Source organism: Aquincola agrisoli, from assembly GCF_036621135.1.
Taxonomy (GTDB): Bacteria; Pseudomonadota; Gammaproteobacteria; order Burkholderiales; family Burkholderiaceae_C; genus Aquincola; species Aquincola agrisoli.
In genome coordinates this window covers 594,279-610,616 of record NZ_JAZIBG010000028.1, presented here as the reverse complement: position 1 = coordinate 610,616, position 16,338 = coordinate 594,279, and the positions used below count along the sequence as shown (strand labels likewise).

Here is a 16,338-nt window from a genome sequence, read left to right as displayed (position 1 = left end):
TTCGCTTCTTGCAAGCGCCCGGCCCCCGCCGTGCCCATTCCGAGGAGCCCCGCTTTGGCGCAGCCCACGCAGAAGATCTTCCGCATCCGCCGCGACTACAACAGCTGGGTCGCCGACGAGACGCTGGAGGACTACGCGCTGCGCTACACGCCCAGCACCTTCCGCAAGTGGAGCGAGTTCCGCGTCGCCAACACCGCGTTCGGCGCCACCTCGTTCCTGGCGCTGGAAGCCATCGGCGCGGCCATCGCGCTGAGCTACGGCTTCCAGAACGCGCTGTGGGCCATCCTCGTCGTCGGGCTCATCACCTTCCTCACCGGCCTGCCCATCAGCTACTACGCCGCGCGCTACGGCGTCGACATGGACCTGCTCACCCGCGGCGCCGGCTTCGGCTACCTGGGCTCGACGATCACCTCGCTGATCTACGCCACCTTCACCTTCATCTTCTTCGCGCTGGAGGCGGCCATCCTGGCGCACGCGCTGGAGCTCTACTTCGGCTGGCCGCTGCTGCTGTGCTACCTGCTGTCGTCGCTGCTGATCGTGCCGCTGGTGATGCACGGCATCACGCTCATCTCGCGCCTGCAGTGGTGGACGCAGCCGGTGTGGATCGTGCTGTTCTTCTGCCCCTTCCTGGCCATCGCGGTCAAGGACCCGTCGCTCTACGCGCAGTTCACCGGCCTGGCCGGGCGGGTGTCGGGCGGCCCCGGCTTCGACGGCCTGATGTTCGGCGCCGCCACCACGGTGGCGTTCTCGCTGGTGGTGCAGATCGGCGAGCAGGTCGACTACCTGCGCTTCCTGCCCAAGAAGACGCATGCCAACCGCCGGCAGTGGTGGGCGGCGGTGCTGGTGGCCGGGCCGGGGTGGATCGTGCCCGGCATGCTGAAGATGCTGGGCGGCGCGTTCCTGGCGTTCATCGCGCTGCAGCACCAGGTGTCGGCCGAGAAGGCGGGCGACCCCACGCAGATGTACATCGCCGGCTTCGCCTATGTGTTCGACAACCCCGAGCACGTGCTGCTGGCCACCATCGTGTTCGTGGTCATCGCGCAGGTGAAGATCAACCTCACCAACGCCTACGCCGGCTCGCTGGCGTGGAGCAACTTCTTCGCGCGGCTCACGCACAGCCACCCGGGCCGCGTGGTGTGGCTGGTGTTCAACGTGATGATCGCCGTGCTGCTGATGACGCTGGGCGTGTTCGAGGCGCTGGAGCGCGTGCTGGGCCTCTACAGCAACGTCGCCATCGCGTGGGTGGGCGCGCTGGTGGCCGACCTGGTCATCAACAAGCCGATGGGCTGGAGCCCGCGCGGCATCGAGTTCCGCCGCGCCTACCTGTACGACATCAACCCGGTGGGCCTGGGCGCCACGCTGGTGGCGGCGCTGCTGGCGGTGGCCGCGTACGCGGGCGTGTTCGGGCCGGCGGCCGGGGCGTTCTCGCCCTTCATCGCGCTGGTGGTGGCGATGGGCGTGTCGCCGCTGCTGGCGTGGCGCACGCAGGGCCGCTACTACCTCGCCCGCCGCAACACCGCAGCCTGGGCGCCCGGCGAGACGGTGACCTGCTCGGTGTGCGAGAACCGCTTCGAGTCGGAACACATGGCCCAGTGCCCGGCCTACGACGCGCCCATCTGCTCGCTGTGCTGCACACTCGAATCGCGCTGCCACGACCGCTGCAAGACCGGCGCGCGCGCGGCCGAGCAGGTGGGCCGCGCGCTGGCGGCGGTGCTGCCGCCGTCGGTGGCCGCGCACGGGCACTCGCGCGTGGCGCAGTACCTGGGCGTGGCGCTGTCGCTGATGGCCTTGCTGGCCGCCATCCTGGGCGTGGTGTACGACCAGGAGACGGTGGTGGGCGCGGCCGACGCCGCCTCGCTGCAGGCACCGTTCCTGAAGGTGTTCGCGCTGCTGTCGCTGGCCGCGGCGGTGGCGGCCTGGTGGATCGTGCTGGCCAGTGAAAGCCGGCGCATGGCGCAGGACGAATCGAACCGCCAGAACCAGTTGCTCACGCGCGAGATCGAGGCGCACAAGCGCACCGACGCCGCGCTGCAGGCCGCGAAGGACTTGGCCGAGGCCGCCAACCAGGCCAAGACGCGCTACGTCGCCGGCATCACGCACGAGCTGCGCACGCCGCTCAACAGCATCCTCGGCTATGCGCAGATCCTGCTGAAGGACGAGCAGATCCAGGGCGCGCGGCGCGCGTCGGTCGACACCATCCAGCGCAGCGGCGAGCACCTGCGCAGCCTGATCGAAGGCCTGCTCGACCTGGCGCGCATCGAGGCCGGCCGGCTGCGGCTCGACCCGGCGCCGCTGCCGATGCACGAGTTCCTCGACGACCTGGTGCGCATGGTCGCGCCGCAGGCCGAGGCCAAGGGCCTGGCCTTCGCGCTGCAGACCAGCGGGCGCGTGCCGGCCTACGTGAACGCCGATGCCAAGCGGCTGCGGCAGATCCTCATCAACCTGCTGGGCAACGCGGTGCGCTTCACCGACCAGGGCGGCATCACACTGCGGCTGGATTACCGCCGCGAGGTGGTGCGCTTCGAGGTCATCGACACCGGCATCGGCATCGCGGCCGAGGAGCAGGAGCGCATCTTCCTGCCCTTCGAGCGTGGCAGCGCGGGCCGCCGCACCGGTGAGCCCGGCACCGGCCTGGGCCTGACCATCACGCACCTGCTCACGCAGCTGATGGGCGGCGAACTCACGCTGAAGAGCGCGCCCGGCGAGGGCAGCACCTTCGTCGTGCGGCTGTACCTGCGCGAGATCCACGAGCCCGCGCCCGCACGGCCCACGCACCGGCCCGTCAGCGGCTACTTCGGCGCGCGCCGCACGCTGCTGGTGGTGGACGACCAGCCGACGCACCGGCAGATGATCGCCGGCATGCTGATGCCGCTGGGCTTCCGCATCCGCGAGGCGGCCAGCGGCCGCGAGTGCCTGGAGAGCGTGCGGGCCCAGCCCCCCGACGCGGTGCTGCTCGACGTGACGATGGACGGCATGGACGGCTGGCAGACCGCCGCGGCGCTGCGCGAGGCGGGCTTCGTGTCGCTGCCGATCATCATCGTGTCGGCCAACGCGTTCGAGAACCAGCCCGAGCGCCTGGCCGCGGCGCAATGCCAGGGCTTCGTCGACAAGCCGGTGATGGAGTCGGAGCTGCTCGCGCAACTGCAGAAGCACCTGCAGGTGGAATGGCTGGCCGAGCTGGCGCTGCCGCACTGGACGAACGGCGTCCCGGCCGCGGCCGAGGGCCCGGCGCTGCCGATCGGCCTGGTCAGCGAGCTGATGCGCGAGGCCCGGCTGGGCCACGTGCACGGCCTGCAGCGCACGCTCGACATCGCGCTGGGCCAGCACCCCGCGTGCGCCGCCGAGATCGCGCGCCTGCGCCAGGCGGTCGACCGCTTCGAGCTCGATGCGCTGGCCGACGAGCTGGCGCTGATGCTGCGGCAGGATTCGGACGACGAGGTCGAGGAGGACGTGCGATGAACGGGAACCTCTCCCGCATCGTCCTCGTCGTCGACGACGCGCCGCAGTCGCTGGGGCCGCTGTGCACGGCGCTGGAGGAGGACGGCTACACCGTGCTGGTGGCGCGCGACGGCGCCTCGGCGCTCGAACGGCTCGGCCTCGTCGTGCCTGACGCCATCCTGCTCGATGCGGTGATGCCGGGCCTGTCGGGCTTCGAGACCTGCCGCCGCATCAAGGCCGACCCGGCGCTGTCGCACATCCCGGTGATCTTCATGACCGGGCTGTCGGAGACCACGCACATCGTGGAGGGCTTCGACAGCGGCGGCGTCGACTACGTCGTCAAGCCGCTGCGCGCCCAGGAGGTGCTGGCGCGCCTGGCCACGCACGTGCGCAACGCGCGCAGCGTGCGCCTGGCGCGCGAAGCGGTCGACGTGGCCGGCTACGGCGTGCTGGTGGTCGATGCGCAGGGCCGCGCGGCCTGGCGATCGCCGCAGGCGGCCGCCTGGCTGGCCGACTTCTTCCCCGACAGCGGCACCGCGCCGCTGGCCGAGCTGCTGCGCGCGCTGGCCTCGCCCGACGCGCAGCCGCGCGAATGCCCTGCGCCCGACGGCCGCGTGCTCACCGTTCGGCCGCTGGGGCCTGCCGGGCTGGGCGAGCGCATGCTGCTGATGCAGGTGCGCACCGCGGCCGCGGCGGCACCGAGCCGGCTCAGCCAGGCCGCGCTCACCCCGCGCGAGGCCGAGGTGCTGTCGTGGCTGGCCAAGGGCAAGACCAACCGCGACATGGCCGAGATCCTCGGCATGAGCCCGCGCACGGTGAACAAGCACCTGGAGCACGTGTTCGAGAAGCTGGGCGTCGAGACGCGGGCGGCGGCGGCGGCGCTGGCGAGCCGGGAGCTGGGTGCCGGTGCTTAAAAAGTATCGTAATCGATACACAATGGAGAAAATGCATCGTTTAAGATCCATCCCATGGATGCCGACCTGCTGCTGGAGCGTGTAGGTGCGCAGTTGCGCGAGCTGCGGCTGCAGCGTGGTTTGACGCAGGCCGCACTCGCCGAGCGGGTGGGCCTGCCGCGGCTGAAGGTGGTCCAGGCCGAGGCCGGCCGGGCCACGGTATCGGCGGGGGCCTATGCGCGCCTGCTGGGGGCGCTGGGGGCCGAACTGAAGGTGGTACCGGCGCGGCGCCCGACGCTCGACGAGCTGGAAGACTTCCTGAAATGAGCATCGATCGCCTCGATGTCTCCACCCCGCAAGGGCCGGCCGGCGTGCTGGCGCGCGAAGCATCGGGCTACGTCTTCGCCTACGGCGGCCACGCGGCGCCACAGGCCGCCGTCTCGTTGACGATGCCGCCGCGCCTGCAGGCCTACGAGCGGCCCGAGCTGCATCCCGTCTTCCAGATGAACCTCCCCGAAGGCTATCTGCTGGAGCGCCTGAAGAACCTGCTGGCGAAGACCAGTGGCACCGATCCGATGGTGCTGCTGGCACTGCTCGGCGGCGGTGCGCCGATCGGGCGCGTTCGATTTGCCGCTGCGGCGTCAGCGGGCGTCGCGGCGCCATCGTCCGGCGCAGGCCCGATGCCCGGCGAACGGCTCACCGACATCCTGGCCTACCGCGGCGCGGGCGGCCTGTTCGACAGCCTCATCGACCGCTACCTCACCCGCTCCGCGCTCAGCGGCGTGCAGCCTAAGGTGCTGGTGCCGGAGGCTTCGCCGCAAGCCCCTTCGAAGGCGGCGGCGTTCACGTCCGATCTCATCGTCAAGTCGGGGCTGGGCGAGTTCCCGGGCCTTGCGATCAACGAGTTCCTTTGCATGAGCGCCGCGCAGCGTGCCGGCATGCCGGTGCCGGCGTTCTACCTGTCCGACGACCGCACGCTGTTCGTGATGCGCCGCTTCGATCGCACCGAAGAGGGCCGCGCGATCGGCTTCGAGGACATGGCCGTGCTGTCGGGCAAGGGGGCCGGCCTCAAGTACAGCGGCCGCTACGAAGACATCGCCAGGCTCATCGGCGCCTTCTGTTCGCCGGAGCACGTGGCGCCCTCGCTGGCCCAGCTGTTCGACATCGTGGCGCTGTCGTGCATCGTGGGCAATGGCGATGCGCATCTGAAGAACTTCGGCCTGCTGTACGACACGCCGGAGGACGCCCCCGTGCGCCTGGCGCCTGCCTTCGACATCGCCAGCACCACCTGCTACCTGCCGGAGGATGCGCTGGCGCTCACGCTGTCGGGCAGCAAGAGCCTCTTCGCCTCGCGCCTGCACCTGCTGGACTTTGCCGACAGGTGCCGCATCGCGCGCGCGCGTGCCGGCGAACGGCTGCTCGAATTGTGCGACGCCGTTGCCGGGGTCTTGTCCGAGCACGCCGGCCTGGCGGCCGAAGTCCCCGGCTTCGAAGCGGCGGTGCGCAAGGGTGTCGACGATTTCCGGGTGACCTTCCGCCAGCGCGGGCGTGGCGCTGCGTCGTAACCTCCCGGCCTCGGCAGCGAGGGCTGTTTCAGGAGCGAATGATGAAGAAGGCGATCAAGAGGAGCGTGGCGATGGTGGCGCTGGCCGCCGCGATGGTCGCGCACGCGGGCGCGCCGCAGGTGGGCACGCAGGCGCCTGGGTGGTACCGCATGATGCTGGGCGACTTCGAAGTGACCGCGCTGTCCGACGGCACGGTCGACCTCGACGTCAAGCAGCTGCTGACCAACGTCAAGCCCCGCGAGGTGGACGCGCTGCTGAAGCGCTCGTTCACCGCCAATCCGGTGCGCACCTCGGTCAACGGCTACCTCGTCAACACCGGCGACAAGCTGGTGCTGATCGACACCGGTGCCGCGGGCCTGTTCGGCCCGACGCTGGGCAAGCTGGTCGAGAACCTCAAGGCCTCGGGCTACCAGCCCGAGCAGGTGGATGCGGTCGTCATCACCCACCTGCACCCCGACCACGTCGGCGGCGTGATGGCCAACGGCCAGGCCGTGTTCCCCAACGCGACGCTGCACGTCGACCAGCGCGATGCCGGCTACTGGCTGAGTGCCGAGCAGCTGGCCAAGGCGCCCGAGGCCGCCAAGGGCTTCTTCCAGGGCGCGATGGCCTCGGCCAAGCCCTATGCCGATGCCGGCAAGCTCAAGACCTTCGACGGCAACACCACGCTGGTGCCCGGCGTGCGCGCGCTGGCGGCCTACGGGCACACGCCCGGCCACAGCGTCTACGCGGTGGAATCGAAAGGCCAGAAGCTGCTGCTGTGGGGTGACCTGATGCACGTGTCGGCGGTGCAGTTCGCGAAGCCGGTGGTGACGATCCAGTTCGACGTCGACAGCAAGTCGGCTTCGGTACAGCGCCGCAATGCCTATACCGATGCGGCCAAGGGCGGCTACCTCGTGGCCGCCGCGCACCTGCCGTTCCCGGGCATCGGCCGGCTGCGGGCCGAGGGCGCCGGCTACCGCTTCGTGCCGATCGATTACGCGCCGGTCAAATAAACGGCGTTTGACATGGCTAGCGGGCGGAGCCCACAATCCGCCCCGCTCCGGGGTGCAGGCCGACAGGTCTGCTGAGATGGTGAATCCGAACCCGCGAACTTGAACCGGTTAATACCGGCGGAAGAAGAGCTGTGTCATGTCCCTTCGCGCGAGGCGCCCCGTTGCGGGCCCTCCGCGCCGCGGGGCCGACCTTCGGAGCATGCAACCGCCACGCCCCCGAAGGAGACCCGCATGAACGCCCCCGACAAGCTCGCGCAACTGCTCACGCTGACGCGCGAACCCTTCCCCGCATCCCGCAAGGCCTGGATCGAAGGCTCGCGGCCCGACCTGCGCGTGCCGGTGCGCGACGTGTCGCTGACCAACGGCGAGGTGGTCTCGCTCTACGACACCTCCGGCCCCTACACCGATCCGGCCGCGGCCATCGACGTGCGCCGCGGCCTGCCCGACGTGCGCACGCCGTGGCTCGACGAGCGCGCCGACACTGAACACTACGAAGGCCGGGCGCGCATGGCGCTGGACGACGGCGCCAAGCACGAGGACCGCGACGCGCAGCGCATCGCCGCGCTGCGGGCCGAAGCCGCCGGCCTGCAGCGCACGCCGCGCCGTGCGAAGCCGGGCGCCAACGTCACGCAGATGCACTACGCCCGCCGCGGCATCGTCACGCCCGAGATGGAATACGTGGCGCTGCGCGAGAACGGCAAGCGCGAGTGGATGCGCGAATACCTGGCCGATGCCGGCCGCGAGCAGCGCCTGCGCGGCAACCCGATGGGCGCGGCGATCCCCGCGCTGATCACGCCCGAGTTCGTGCGCGACGAAGTGGCGCGCGGCCGCGCCATCATCCCGGCCAACATCAACCACCCCGAGGTGGAGCCGATGGCGATCGGCCGCAACTTCCTGGTGAAGATCAACGCCAACATCGGCAACTCGGCGGTCACGTCGAGCATCGAGGAAGAGGTCGAGAAGCTGGTGTGGGCGATCCGCTGGGGCGCCGACAACGTGATGGACCTCAGCACCGGCCGCAACATCCACACCACGCGCGACTGGATCGTGCGCAACAGCCCGGTGCCCATCGGCACGGTGCCGATCTACCAGGCGCTCGAGAAGGTGGGCGGCGTGGCCGAGGACCTCACCTGGGCCATCTACCGCGACACGCTGATCGAGCAGGCCGAGCAGGGGGTGGACTACTTCACCATCCACGCCGGGCTGCGGCTGCCGTTCATCCACCTCACCGCCAACCGGCGCACGGGCATCGTCTCGCGCGGCGGCTCCATCATGGCCAAGTGGTGCATCGCGCACCACCAGGAGAGCTTCCTCTACACGCACTTCGAGGAGATCTGCGAGATCATGAAGGCGTACGACGTGAGCTTCTCGCTCGGCGACGGCCTGCGCCCCGGCAGCGGCGCCGATGCCAACGACGAAGCCCAGTTCGCCGAGCTGCGCACGCTGGGCGAGCTGACGCAGGTGGCCTGGAAGCACGACGTGCAGACCATGATCGAGGGCCCGGGCCACGTGCCGATGCACATGATCCAGGCCAACATGGACGAGCAGATCAAGCACTGCCACGAGGCGCCGTTCTACACGCTGGGGCCGCTGACGATCGACATCGCACCGGGCTACGACCACATCGCCAGCGCCATCGGCGCGGCCATGATCGGCTGGATGGGCACCGCGATGCTCTGCTACGTCACGCCGAAGGAGCACCTCGGCCTGCCCGACCGCGAGGACGTGAAGCAGGGCATCGTCGCCTACAAGATCGCCGCGCACGCGGCCAACGTGGCCAAGGGCCACCCGGGCGTGCGGGCGCGCGACGAGGCGCTCTCCAAGGCGCGCTTCGAGTTCCGCTGGACCGACCAGTTCAACCTCGGCCTCGACCCCGACACCGCCCGCGACTTCCACGACGAGACGCTGCCGAAGGACTCCAGCAAGGAGGCGCACTTCTGCTCGATGTGCGGGCCGAAGTTCTGCTCGATGAAGATCACGCAGGAGGTGCGCGACTTCGCCGCCAAGGGCATGAGCGAGAAATCGGCCGAGTTCAAGGCGGCCGGCGGCGAGCTGTACGTGCCGATCCGGCCGGTGGCGTAGAAACTATTGCGGCTTGTGGCCGGCGTTCTTCACCATCGTCGTCCAGGCCGCGTGGGTGGCCTGCATGCGTGCGTTCAGCTCGGCCGGCGTGCTGGACGCGGCGACGATGCCCAGCTCGGCCAGCTTGCCGACGAACTCGGGCGACTTCACGATCTTCGCGAGCGCCGTGCTGTAGCCCTGCAGCAGCGGGGCGGGCGTGCCGGCGGGCGCGAACATCGCGGTGAAGATCACTTCCTCGTAGCCCTTGATGCCCAACTCGGCGTAGGTGGGCACCTCCGGCAGCAGCGGCAGGCGCGTGCTGCCGTTGACCGCCACGATGTGCAGCTTGCCGGCCTTGGCCGCGGGCAGCATGGCGCCCACCGAGCCGATGCCCGCGGGGATCTGGCCGCCCATCAGGTCCTGCGCGACCGGGCCGTCGCCGCGGTAGGGCACCGACTTCAGGTCCGCGCCCAGCGCGTTGGCCACCACGCCCACCGCGAAATCCGGCGCGCTGGCCTGGGCCGGCACGCCCACGTTGCCCTGGCCCGGGTGGGCCTTGGCCCATTGGCCGAATTCGCGCAGGCCCATGCGTTCGCTGCCGGGCACGGTGGCGCTGACCGCGAACACGTCGGGGTTCACCGCCACCAGGCCCACCGGGGCGAAGTCCTTCGACGGCTCGAAGCCGGGCTTCAGGATGGTCAGCGGGATCATCGAGACCGTGTGGCTGTTCGACAGGAACAGCGTCTCGCCGTCGGGCCGCGCGGCCTTGAGCGCCTGCGCGGCGATCTGGCCGCCGGCGCCGGGGCGGTTCTCCACCAGCACCGTGCGGCCGAGTTCCTGCTGCAGGCCGGCGGCGAGGTGGCGGGCGATGGCGTCGGTGCTGCCGCCGGCCGCGAAGCCGACGAGGATCCGGACCGGCCGGGCGTCCTGCGCAGGCGCGGCGGCCGCACAGGCGGCCAGGCCCAGGGCCAGCGCGGCGCGGGCGAGGGTCATGAGGGAGGCTGAAGGCTTCATGGCGCGTTCTCGGCTCGATGGGTTGAGGGGTGCCGGCGGCGCTGATGCGCGGAACTCTCGTGCGCGGGCCGCTGCGTTCCGCGCCATTGTGGCCGCCGCATAATCAATTCTCCAGATCAAAGCTTGAGGGTCGCTTGATGCGCTCGGACATCGACACGGTGGATCGCCAGCTGCTGGCTGCGCTGCAGACCAACGCGCGGCTGACCACCGGCGAGCTGGCGCAGATGGCGGGCCTGTCGCAGTCGCCCTGCTGGCGGCGCATCCGGCGCATGGAGGAGGCAGGGCTGATCAAGGGCTACCACGCGCGCCTGGACCGCCGGGCCCTCGGCTACGGCGTGGTGGCCTTCGTCAACATCAGTATCGACTTCCAGAACGACGAGCGCTCGTTCGAGTTCGTCGAGGCCGTGCGCAGGATCCCGCAGGTGGTGATGTTCCACGCGGTCACCGGCAGTTCGGACTTCCTGCTGATGGTGGTCGCGGAAGACCTGGATGCCTATTCCGCGCTGCTGCAGCGCCAGCTGCACCGCCTGCCGGGCGTCAAGCAGGTGCACACCAGCTTCTCGCTGCAGGAGTTCAAGCCCTACGACGACCTGCCGATCCCGCCTGCCAGCGACGGGCGCTGAGCGGCCCGCGCCCGGCTGCCGTGCTCAGGCCGCGAGGGCCAGCCCCGCGGGCAGCACCGGGCCGAGCGCCAGCATCCGCTCGATCGGCACCGCGCGAGAGAACAGGTAGCCCTGGCCGTACTCCAGCCCCAGTGCCCGCAGCCGCTCGCATTGCGCGCGCGTCTCGATGCCCTCGGCGATCAGCGTGGCGTTGTAGCGGCGCGCGCTTTCATGGGCCAGCGACACGGCGGCCTGCATGCGCGGCTGGTCGAGCCGGGCCACCATCGAATGGTCGACCTTCACTTCGCTGAAGGGGAACTTGGCGAGCAGCGACAGCGCCGAATAGCCGGTGCCGAAATCGTCCAGCGACAGCCGCACGCCCATCGCGTGGAGCTGCTGCATGTTGTGGCGCACGGTGTCGATGTCGGGCACCGGGCTGGTCTCGGTGATCTCGAGCGCGAGCTGGCGGCCCGGCACGCCGGCGCCGTGCAGCAGGTCGGCCACGCGGCGCCCGAAGCTCGGCACCCCCATCGAGGCCGCGGAGACGTTCACCGCCAGCGAGATCGGCAGACCCGTGCGGCGGCAGCGATCGATGTCGCGCACCACCGCATCGATGGTGCACCACTCGAACTCGGCCAGCAGGTGGTGGCGCGCGGCGATGTCGATCACGTGGCCGGGTGCGATCGGCCGCGCCTGGCCGTCCTGCGCGCGCAGCAGCGCCTCGGCACCCACCACGCGGCCGGTGCGCAGGTCGCACTTCGGCTGGTAGTGCAGGGGCGGTTCCCGCGAGACGATCCACTGTGCCAGCAGCTGCCGCACCTGTGCATCGAGCTGTGCCTTCTCGGCGATCGACTGGCGGAAGTAGCGCACCGTCTGGCCATCGCTGCGCAGCGCAAGGCTGATGTTGCGCAGCGCCGCGGCGGTGCTGGCTGTTGCCCCGGGCCCGGCCTCGGCCACGCCGTAGTGCAGCTGCGGCAGCGGGCCGGGCCGCCGGCAGCGCAGCGCGTCGCACAGTTCGGCATGCAGCCGGGGCACGAGGTTCCGCGATTCGACGTCCGCCAGCGCCACCCGGTGCAGCACCACGGCGAGCGTGAGGTCGGAGAACAGGAAGCAGGCCGGTGCGTAGGGCTGGAGCAGCCCGCCCGCGCGGTCTTCGTGCATCAGCGGCGCCAGGTCGCGCCAGAAGCGGTCGGTCCAGTCGTGGCCGTGGGCCAGCACCATGTCCGTCATGTTGCCCACCTCGATCAGCACCAGCGTGTGGGCCGCCTGGGGATCGTGCGAGAGGAGGCGGTCGAAGTACTCCGTCAGGCCGCGTCGGTTGGGCAGGCCGGTGAGCGGGTCGATGCGGGCGCTGGCGAGCTGCTGCACGTGAGCCTCGTGCTCCCGGGCCTCGCGCCGCAGGAGCGCGAAGATCGCCGCGATCAGGGCCAGCGAGATGGCGGCCCCCAACGTGCGCAGCGCGAGGTTCTGCGCCGCGGCGACCGGCGCCGCCAGCTGAAGCCACAGCGCGAGCGGCAGCGTGGCCATCCCGGCCAGCGTGCGCACCGCCCAGGCCGCCAGCACGTCCTTCGGCGCCAGGCCCGCCCGCGCGCGGCGCAGCAGCCACGGGTGCATCAGCGTGCCGGCCAGCGTGACCACGCCCATGTCGAGGACGGCCGCGGCGAGCTGTGCGTGCCCGCCCAGCATGACGCGCGTCGCGCACGCCATCGCCAGGCACACCGCGGCGGAGCGCCATCCGCCCAGCAGGCCCGCGAGGAACAGCAGGTCGCTGCGCAGATAAGGCTTCTGGGGCAAGTGCATCCACTCGACCACCATCAGCGCGAGCAGCGTGCCCAGGGTGCCCAGCAGCAAACCGGTGCCGACGCCGCGCCTGCGAAGCCCGACCATGGCGAGGATGCCGCCCACGGCCGCTGCCTGCAGCAGCAGGAAGGGCAGCTGTCGGGCGGCCTGGGCCCAGATGGCCGGCAGCGCTTCCGGGATCGGAGCCATGCGGTGTCCTCGAAGTGCGTGTGCAGCCTGCATGTGCGACAGGCACCCCCTGAATATGGGGTTAATTGATAAAAAATGCAAATGTGATTTCGGTTTGCCTGGTGGTTTGACGCGCATCAACCTGCGCCTCGACGGCGCGCCGAGCCGCTGGCGCTTTTTGCGCTGGGACAAACCCTGGGCGTGCACGGCACGGCTCAATGGCGTGCGGGCCCTTGATGCCCGCACCCCCTCATCCCACCAAGGAGTTCGAATGAACAAGCGCTGGAATGCGCTGGCGCTCGCCGCCGCTGCCGCCCTGACGATCGCCGCCCCCGCCGCCCGGGCGCAGGACACCGGCCACTGGATCGTGCGCGCCCGCGCGCTGCACCTCGATTCGGCCGACAAGGACGGCACCCCGCTCGACCTGAGCCTGAAGAACAAGACCTTTCCGGAAGTCGACGTCACCTACTTCTTCACGCCGAACATCGCCGCCGAGTTGGTCCTGACCTACCCGCAGAAGCACGACCTGCGGGCCGGCGGCAGCAAGATCGGCTCGCTGAAGCACCTGCCGCCCACGCTGAGCCTGCAATACCACTTCACCGGCATGGGCTGGCGGCCGTACGTCGGCGCGGGCATCAACTACACCCGCTTCTCCAGCGTCGACCTGCCGCCCGGCGTGCGCATCGACAAGAACAGCTGGGGCCTGGCGCTGGGTGCGGGCTTCGACGTACCGATGGGCAACGGATGGCTCGTCAACGTCGACCTGAAGAAGGTGCAGATCCGCACCGACGTGTCGGCCGCCGGCGCGAAGCTCGGCGAGTTCAAGGCCGATCCGCTGCTGTTCTCGGTCGGGTTCGGCAAGCGCTTCTGATGCCGCGGGGCATTGCGGGCCCGGGGCCGGCGCCCAGGCGCAGCCAGGCGTAACACCGCTCGCTGCACGGCGCTCATGGCTGTATATTCATACAGCTATTTAAGCCGCCGTCCATGGAACTCCAACGCAAGCTCGCCATCCTGGCCGATGCCGCCAAGTACGACGCCTCGTGCGCCTCCAGCGGCACCACGAAGCGGGACTCGGTCGGCGGGCGCGGCATCGGCTCGACCGAGGGCGCTGGCATCTGCCACAGCTATGCACCCGACGGGCGGTGCATCTCGCTGCTGAAGATCCTGCTGACCAACTACTGCCTGTTCGACTGCCTCTACTGCATCAACCGCGTCAGCAGCAACGTGCCGCGCGCGCGCTTCAGCGTCGACGAAGTGGTGCAGCTCACCCTCGACTTCTACCGCCGCAACTGCATCGAAGGGCTGTTCCTCAGCTCCGGCATCATCCGCAGCCCCGACTACACGATGGAGCGGGTGGTGGAGGTGGCGCGCCGCCTGCGCGAGGAGCACGATTTCCGCGGCTACATCCACCTGAAGACCATCCCCGAGGCCAACGCCGAGCTGCTCGCGCGCGCCGGCCGCTACGCCGACCGGCTGAGCATCAACGTCGAGCTGCCGACGACCGAAGGCCTGCAGGCGCTGGCGCCCGAGAAGGACGGCCAGGCCATCCGCCGCTCGATGGCGCGGCTGCGCCTGCACATCGACGACGCCCGCGAGGCGGCGGCGCCCAAGCCCGTGGCCTCGATGCCGGCCGCCCGGCCCCGGCGCGCCGCGGCGCCGGTGTTCGCGCCCGCGGGGCAGAGCACGCAGATGATCGTCGGCGCCGATGCCGGCACCGACCGCCACATCCTCACCACCAGCGCGACCCTGTATGGCTCGTACCGGCTGAAGCGCGTGTACTACTCGGCCTTCAGCCCGATCGCCGATGCCTCGCCGCAGCTGCCGCCCACCGCGCCGCCGCTGGTGCGTGAGCATCGCCTCTACCAGGCCGACTGGCTGATGCGCTACTACGGCTTCGCGCACGACGAGATCGTCAGCGCGGGCGACGGCATGCTGTCGCTCGAGGTCGACCCCAAGCTCGCCTGGGCGCTGGCGCACCGCGAGCGCTTCCCGGTCGACCTGAACCGCGCGCCGCGCGAGCTGCTGCTGCGCGTGCCGGGACTGGGCGTGTCGTCGGTCGACAAGCTGCTGCAGGCGCGGCGGGTGCGCACGCTGCATGCCGACGACCTGGCGCGGCTGCGTGTGCCGCTGAAGAAGGTGACGCCGTTCGTGAAGGTGCCGGGGCTGCGCGCGGGGCAGGGGCTGGATGCGGCGGACTTGGCGGCGCGGGTGCGGCCGCAGCGGGCCCCCGTTGCGGCGGCCGTGGCGGGGCCCGCCGTGCAGACGTCGCTCTTCGATGAACCCGCGCTCGCTGTTTGAGCCGGCCGCGCCGGCCGCCGCGGCGCAGGTCGTCCGGCTCGCCAGCCTCGACGATGCCGGGGCCTTCCGAGATGCGGCTCGCCGCCTGCTGCTGCAGCAGGTGCCGCCCGAGGGCGTGCAGTGGCTGGAGCCGCAGGCGGCCGATCTGTTCATCCCGGCCGCCGGGAGCGCCGCCGATGCTGCCGAGGCGATGCGCCTCGACGCGGCGAACGGCCCGGCGTTGAAGCTGCCCGCCGCCTTCGTCGAGCTCTGCCAGCATGCCGCGCTGCACGCCGACCCCGGCCGCCACGCGCTGCTGTACCGCCTTGCCTGGCGGCTGCTGCACGAGCCCGGCCTGCGCGCCGATCCGCTCGACGCCGACTGGATGCAGGTGCAACGCATGGCCCGCGCGGTGCGGCGCGACATGCACAAGATGACCGCCTTCGTCCGCTTCCGGCCGCTGCCCGCGCCCACCGACGATGACTGGCGCATCACGCACGTGGCGTGGTTCGAGCCGGTGCATCACACCCTGCGCGCGACGGCGCCGTTCTTCGCGCGGCGCTTCGCGCAGATGCCCTGGGCCATCCTCACGCCCGAAGCCAGCGCGCGCTGGGACGGCCGCCGCCTCGCCTTCGGCCCCGGCGCGCGTCGAGACGAGGCCCCCGGCCCCGATGCCGCCGAGCAGCTCTGGCTCACCTACTACGAAAGCATCTTCAACCCCGCGCGGCTGAAGCTGACGATGATGCGCAAGGAGATGCCGCGCCGCTACTGGAAGAACCTGCCCGAGGCCGCGCTGATCCAGCCGCTGGCCGCGCGGGCGGCCGAGCGTGGCGCACGCATGGTGGCGCAGGGCGGCACCGAGCCCGTGCGCCGGCGTCCTTTGGCTTCCCTTGCGCTGCGCATCGAGCCGCCGCCGCCGGTCACCGATGCCGCGGCCGCGCCGGCGACGCTGGCCGAGCTGGGCCAGGCGCTGTCGCGCTGCCGCGCCTGCCCGATCGGCCAGCACGCCACGCAGGCCGTGGCCGGGGAAGGGGCGCCGGGTGCGCGGCTGATGCTGGTGGGCGAGCAGCCAGGTGACCAGGAGGACCTGCAGGGCCGGCCCTTCGTCGGCCCCGCGGGCCAATTGCTGGACAGGGCGCTGGCGCAGCTGGGCTGGCCGCGCCAGGCGCTGTACCTCACGAATGCCGTCAAGCACTTCAAGTTCGAGCCGAGGGGCAAGCGCCGCATGCACAAGACGGCCGGGCAGCGCGAGGCGGCCGCCTGCGGTCCCTGGCTGGAGCACGAGATCGCGCTGGTCAGGCCTGCCGCGCTGGTGGCGTTGGGCGCAACCGCGGCCCGCGCGCTGCTGGGCCGCCCGGTGGCCGTGACCGAGGCGCGCGGCCAGTGGCTGCCGCGCTTCGACGGCCTGCCGGTGCTCGTCACGCTGCACCCGGCGGCGCTGCTGCGCGGCGATGCCGAGCTGGAAGACGCCTTCGCGGCGTGGGCGGCCGACCTGGCCCGGGCGACGGAGCACCTGGCGGCCTGACAC

The 16,338-nt window shown here is 71.0% G+C and carries 12 protein-coding genes and 1 riboswitch; of the genes, 10 read left to right on the top strand and 2 right to left on the bottom strand.

Features of this window, described 5'->3' with window-relative positions; all coding sequences use genetic code 11:
* Positions 1 to 54: 54 nt before the first annotated feature.
* The 6 genes from V4F39_RS14525 (at position 55) to thiC (ending at position 8,970) form a co-directional block, all read left to right on the top strand.
* Positions 55 to 3,459, top strand: a complete 3,405-nt coding sequence (locus tag V4F39_RS14525) for a hybrid sensor histidine kinase/response regulator (RefSeq protein WP_332290251.1) — start codon at positions 55 to 57, stop codon at positions 3,457 to 3,459.
* Positions 3,456 to 4,352, top strand: a complete 897-nt coding sequence (locus V4F39_RS14520) for a response regulator transcription factor (RefSeq protein WP_332290249.1) — start codon at positions 3,456 to 3,458, stop codon at positions 4,350 to 4,352. Before V4F39_RS14525 ends, V4F39_RS14520 begins: the two co-directional genes overlap by 4 nt.
* A 54-nt stretch (positions 4,353 to 4,406) precedes the next feature.
* Positions 4,407 to 4,658: a helix-turn-helix transcriptional regulator gene (locus tag V4F39_RS14515; protein ID WP_332290247.1), complete on the top strand. Its 252-nt coding sequence runs from the start codon at positions 4,407 to 4,409 to the stop codon at positions 4,656 to 4,658.
* Entirely contained in the window at positions 4,655 to 5,896 is a 1,242-nt protein-coding gene (locus V4F39_RS14510; RefSeq protein WP_332290246.1) for a type II toxin-antitoxin system HipA family toxin, read from the top strand. Before V4F39_RS14515 ends, V4F39_RS14510 begins: the two co-directional genes overlap by 4 nt.
* A 41-nt stretch (positions 5,897 to 5,937) precedes the next feature.
* Positions 5,938 to 6,888: an MBL fold metallo-hydrolase gene (locus V4F39_RS14505; RefSeq protein WP_332290245.1), complete on the top strand. Its 951-nt coding sequence runs from the start codon at positions 5,938 to 5,940 to the stop codon at positions 6,886 to 6,888.
* Between the two features lie 38 nt (positions 6,889 to 6,926).
* A riboswitch (TPP riboswitch) is annotated at positions 6,927 to 7,031 on the top strand.
* 88 nt (positions 7,032 to 7,119) lie between these two features.
* Complete coding sequence (thiC, locus tag V4F39_RS14500; RefSeq protein WP_332290244.1) at positions 7,120 to 8,970, top strand: phosphomethylpyrimidine synthase ThiC; 1,851 nt, start codon at positions 7,120 to 7,122, stop codon at positions 8,968 to 8,970.
* A 3-nt stretch (positions 8,971 to 8,973) separates the two neighbouring features.
* On the opposite strand, the gene V4F39_RS14495 is transcribed toward thiC, so the two are convergent.
* Positions 8,974 to 9,942: a tripartite tricarboxylate transporter substrate-binding protein gene (locus V4F39_RS14495; protein WP_332290242.1), complete on the bottom strand. Its 969-nt coding sequence runs from the start codon at positions 9,940 to 9,942 to the stop codon at positions 8,974 to 8,976.
* A gap of 158 nt (positions 9,943 to 10,100) precedes the next feature.
* Between V4F39_RS14495 and V4F39_RS14490 the strand changes: the two genes are divergently transcribed.
* The gene (locus V4F39_RS14490) at positions 10,101 to 10,586 is read left to right on the top strand and encodes an Lrp/AsnC family transcriptional regulator (protein ID WP_332290240.1); all 486 of its coding nucleotides are present in this window, start codon (positions 10,101 to 10,103) and stop codon (positions 10,584 to 10,586) included.
* Positions 10,587 to 10,610: 24 nt separating this feature from the next.
* Here V4F39_RS14490 and V4F39_RS14485 read toward each other — a convergent pair whose 3' ends face one another.
* Complete coding sequence (locus V4F39_RS14485) at positions 10,611 to 12,554, bottom strand: GGDEF domain-containing phosphodiesterase (RefSeq protein ID WP_332290239.1); 1,944 nt, start codon at positions 12,552 to 12,554, stop codon at positions 10,611 to 10,613.
* A 250-nt stretch (positions 12,555 to 12,804) separates the two neighbouring features.
* On the opposite strand from V4F39_RS14485, the gene V4F39_RS14480 reads away from it, so the two are divergent.
* From V4F39_RS14480 to V4F39_RS14470, 3 genes are all read left to right on the top strand, one after another.
* Positions 12,805 to 13,404, top strand: coding sequence for an OmpW/AlkL family protein (locus V4F39_RS14480; protein WP_332290238.1), 600 nt, complete (start codon positions 12,805 to 12,807; stop codon positions 13,402 to 13,404).
* Positions 13,405 to 13,517: 113 nt separating this feature from the next.
* Positions 13,518 to 14,831 (top strand): putative DNA modification/repair radical SAM protein, encoded by a 1,314-nt coding sequence (locus V4F39_RS14475; protein ID WP_332290237.1) that lies wholly within the window; start codon positions 13,518 to 13,520, stop codon positions 14,829 to 14,831.
* On the top strand, positions 14,809 to 16,335 hold the full coding sequence (locus V4F39_RS14470; RefSeq protein ID WP_332290236.1) for a UdgX family uracil-DNA binding protein: 1,527 nt from the start codon (positions 14,809 to 14,811) through the stop codon (positions 16,333 to 16,335). Before V4F39_RS14475 ends, V4F39_RS14470 begins: the two co-directional genes overlap by 23 nt.
* Positions 16,336 to 16,338: the final 3 nt, after the last annotated feature.

Excerpts from the sequence above, each read along its gene's own strand:
- V4F39_RS14520 (WP_332290249.1), top strand. The coding sequence starts at position 3,456 with ATGAACGGGAACCTCTCCCGCATCGTCCTCGTCGTCGACGACGCGCCG.
- V4F39_RS14515 (WP_332290247.1), top strand. The coding sequence starts at position 4,407 with ATGGATGCCGACCTGCTGCTGGAGCGTGTAGGTGCGCAGTTGCGCGAG.
- V4F39_RS14510 (WP_332290246.1), top strand. The coding sequence starts at position 4,655 with ATGAGCATCGATCGCCTCGATGTCTCCACCCCGCAAGGGCCGGCCGGC.
- V4F39_RS14505 (WP_332290245.1), top strand. The coding sequence starts at position 5,938 with ATGAAGAAGGCGATCAAGAGGAGCGTGGCGATGGTGGCGCTGGCCGCC.
- thiC (WP_332290244.1), top strand. The coding sequence starts at position 7,120 with ATGAACGCCCCCGACAAGCTCGCGCAACTGCTCACGCTGACGCGCGAA.
- V4F39_RS14495 (WP_332290242.1), bottom strand. The coding sequence starts at position 9,942 with ATGACCCTCGCCCGCGCCGCGCTGGCCCTGGGCCTGGCCGCCTGTGCG.
- V4F39_RS14490 (WP_332290240.1), top strand. The coding sequence starts at position 10,101 with ATGCGCTCGGACATCGACACGGTGGATCGCCAGCTGCTGGCTGCGCTG.
- V4F39_RS14485 (WP_332290239.1), bottom strand. The coding sequence starts at position 12,554 with ATGGCTCCGATCCCGGAAGCGCTGCCGGCCATCTGGGCCCAGGCCGCC.
- V4F39_RS14480 (WP_332290238.1), top strand. The coding sequence starts at position 12,805 with ATGAACAAGCGCTGGAATGCGCTGGCGCTCGCCGCCGCTGCCGCCCTG.
- V4F39_RS14475 (WP_332290237.1), top strand. The coding sequence starts at position 13,518 with ATGGAACTCCAACGCAAGCTCGCCATCCTGGCCGATGCCGCCAAGTAC.
- V4F39_RS14470 (WP_332290236.1), top strand. The coding sequence starts at position 14,809 with ATGAACCCGCGCTCGCTGTTTGAGCCGGCCGCGCCGGCCGCCGCGGCG.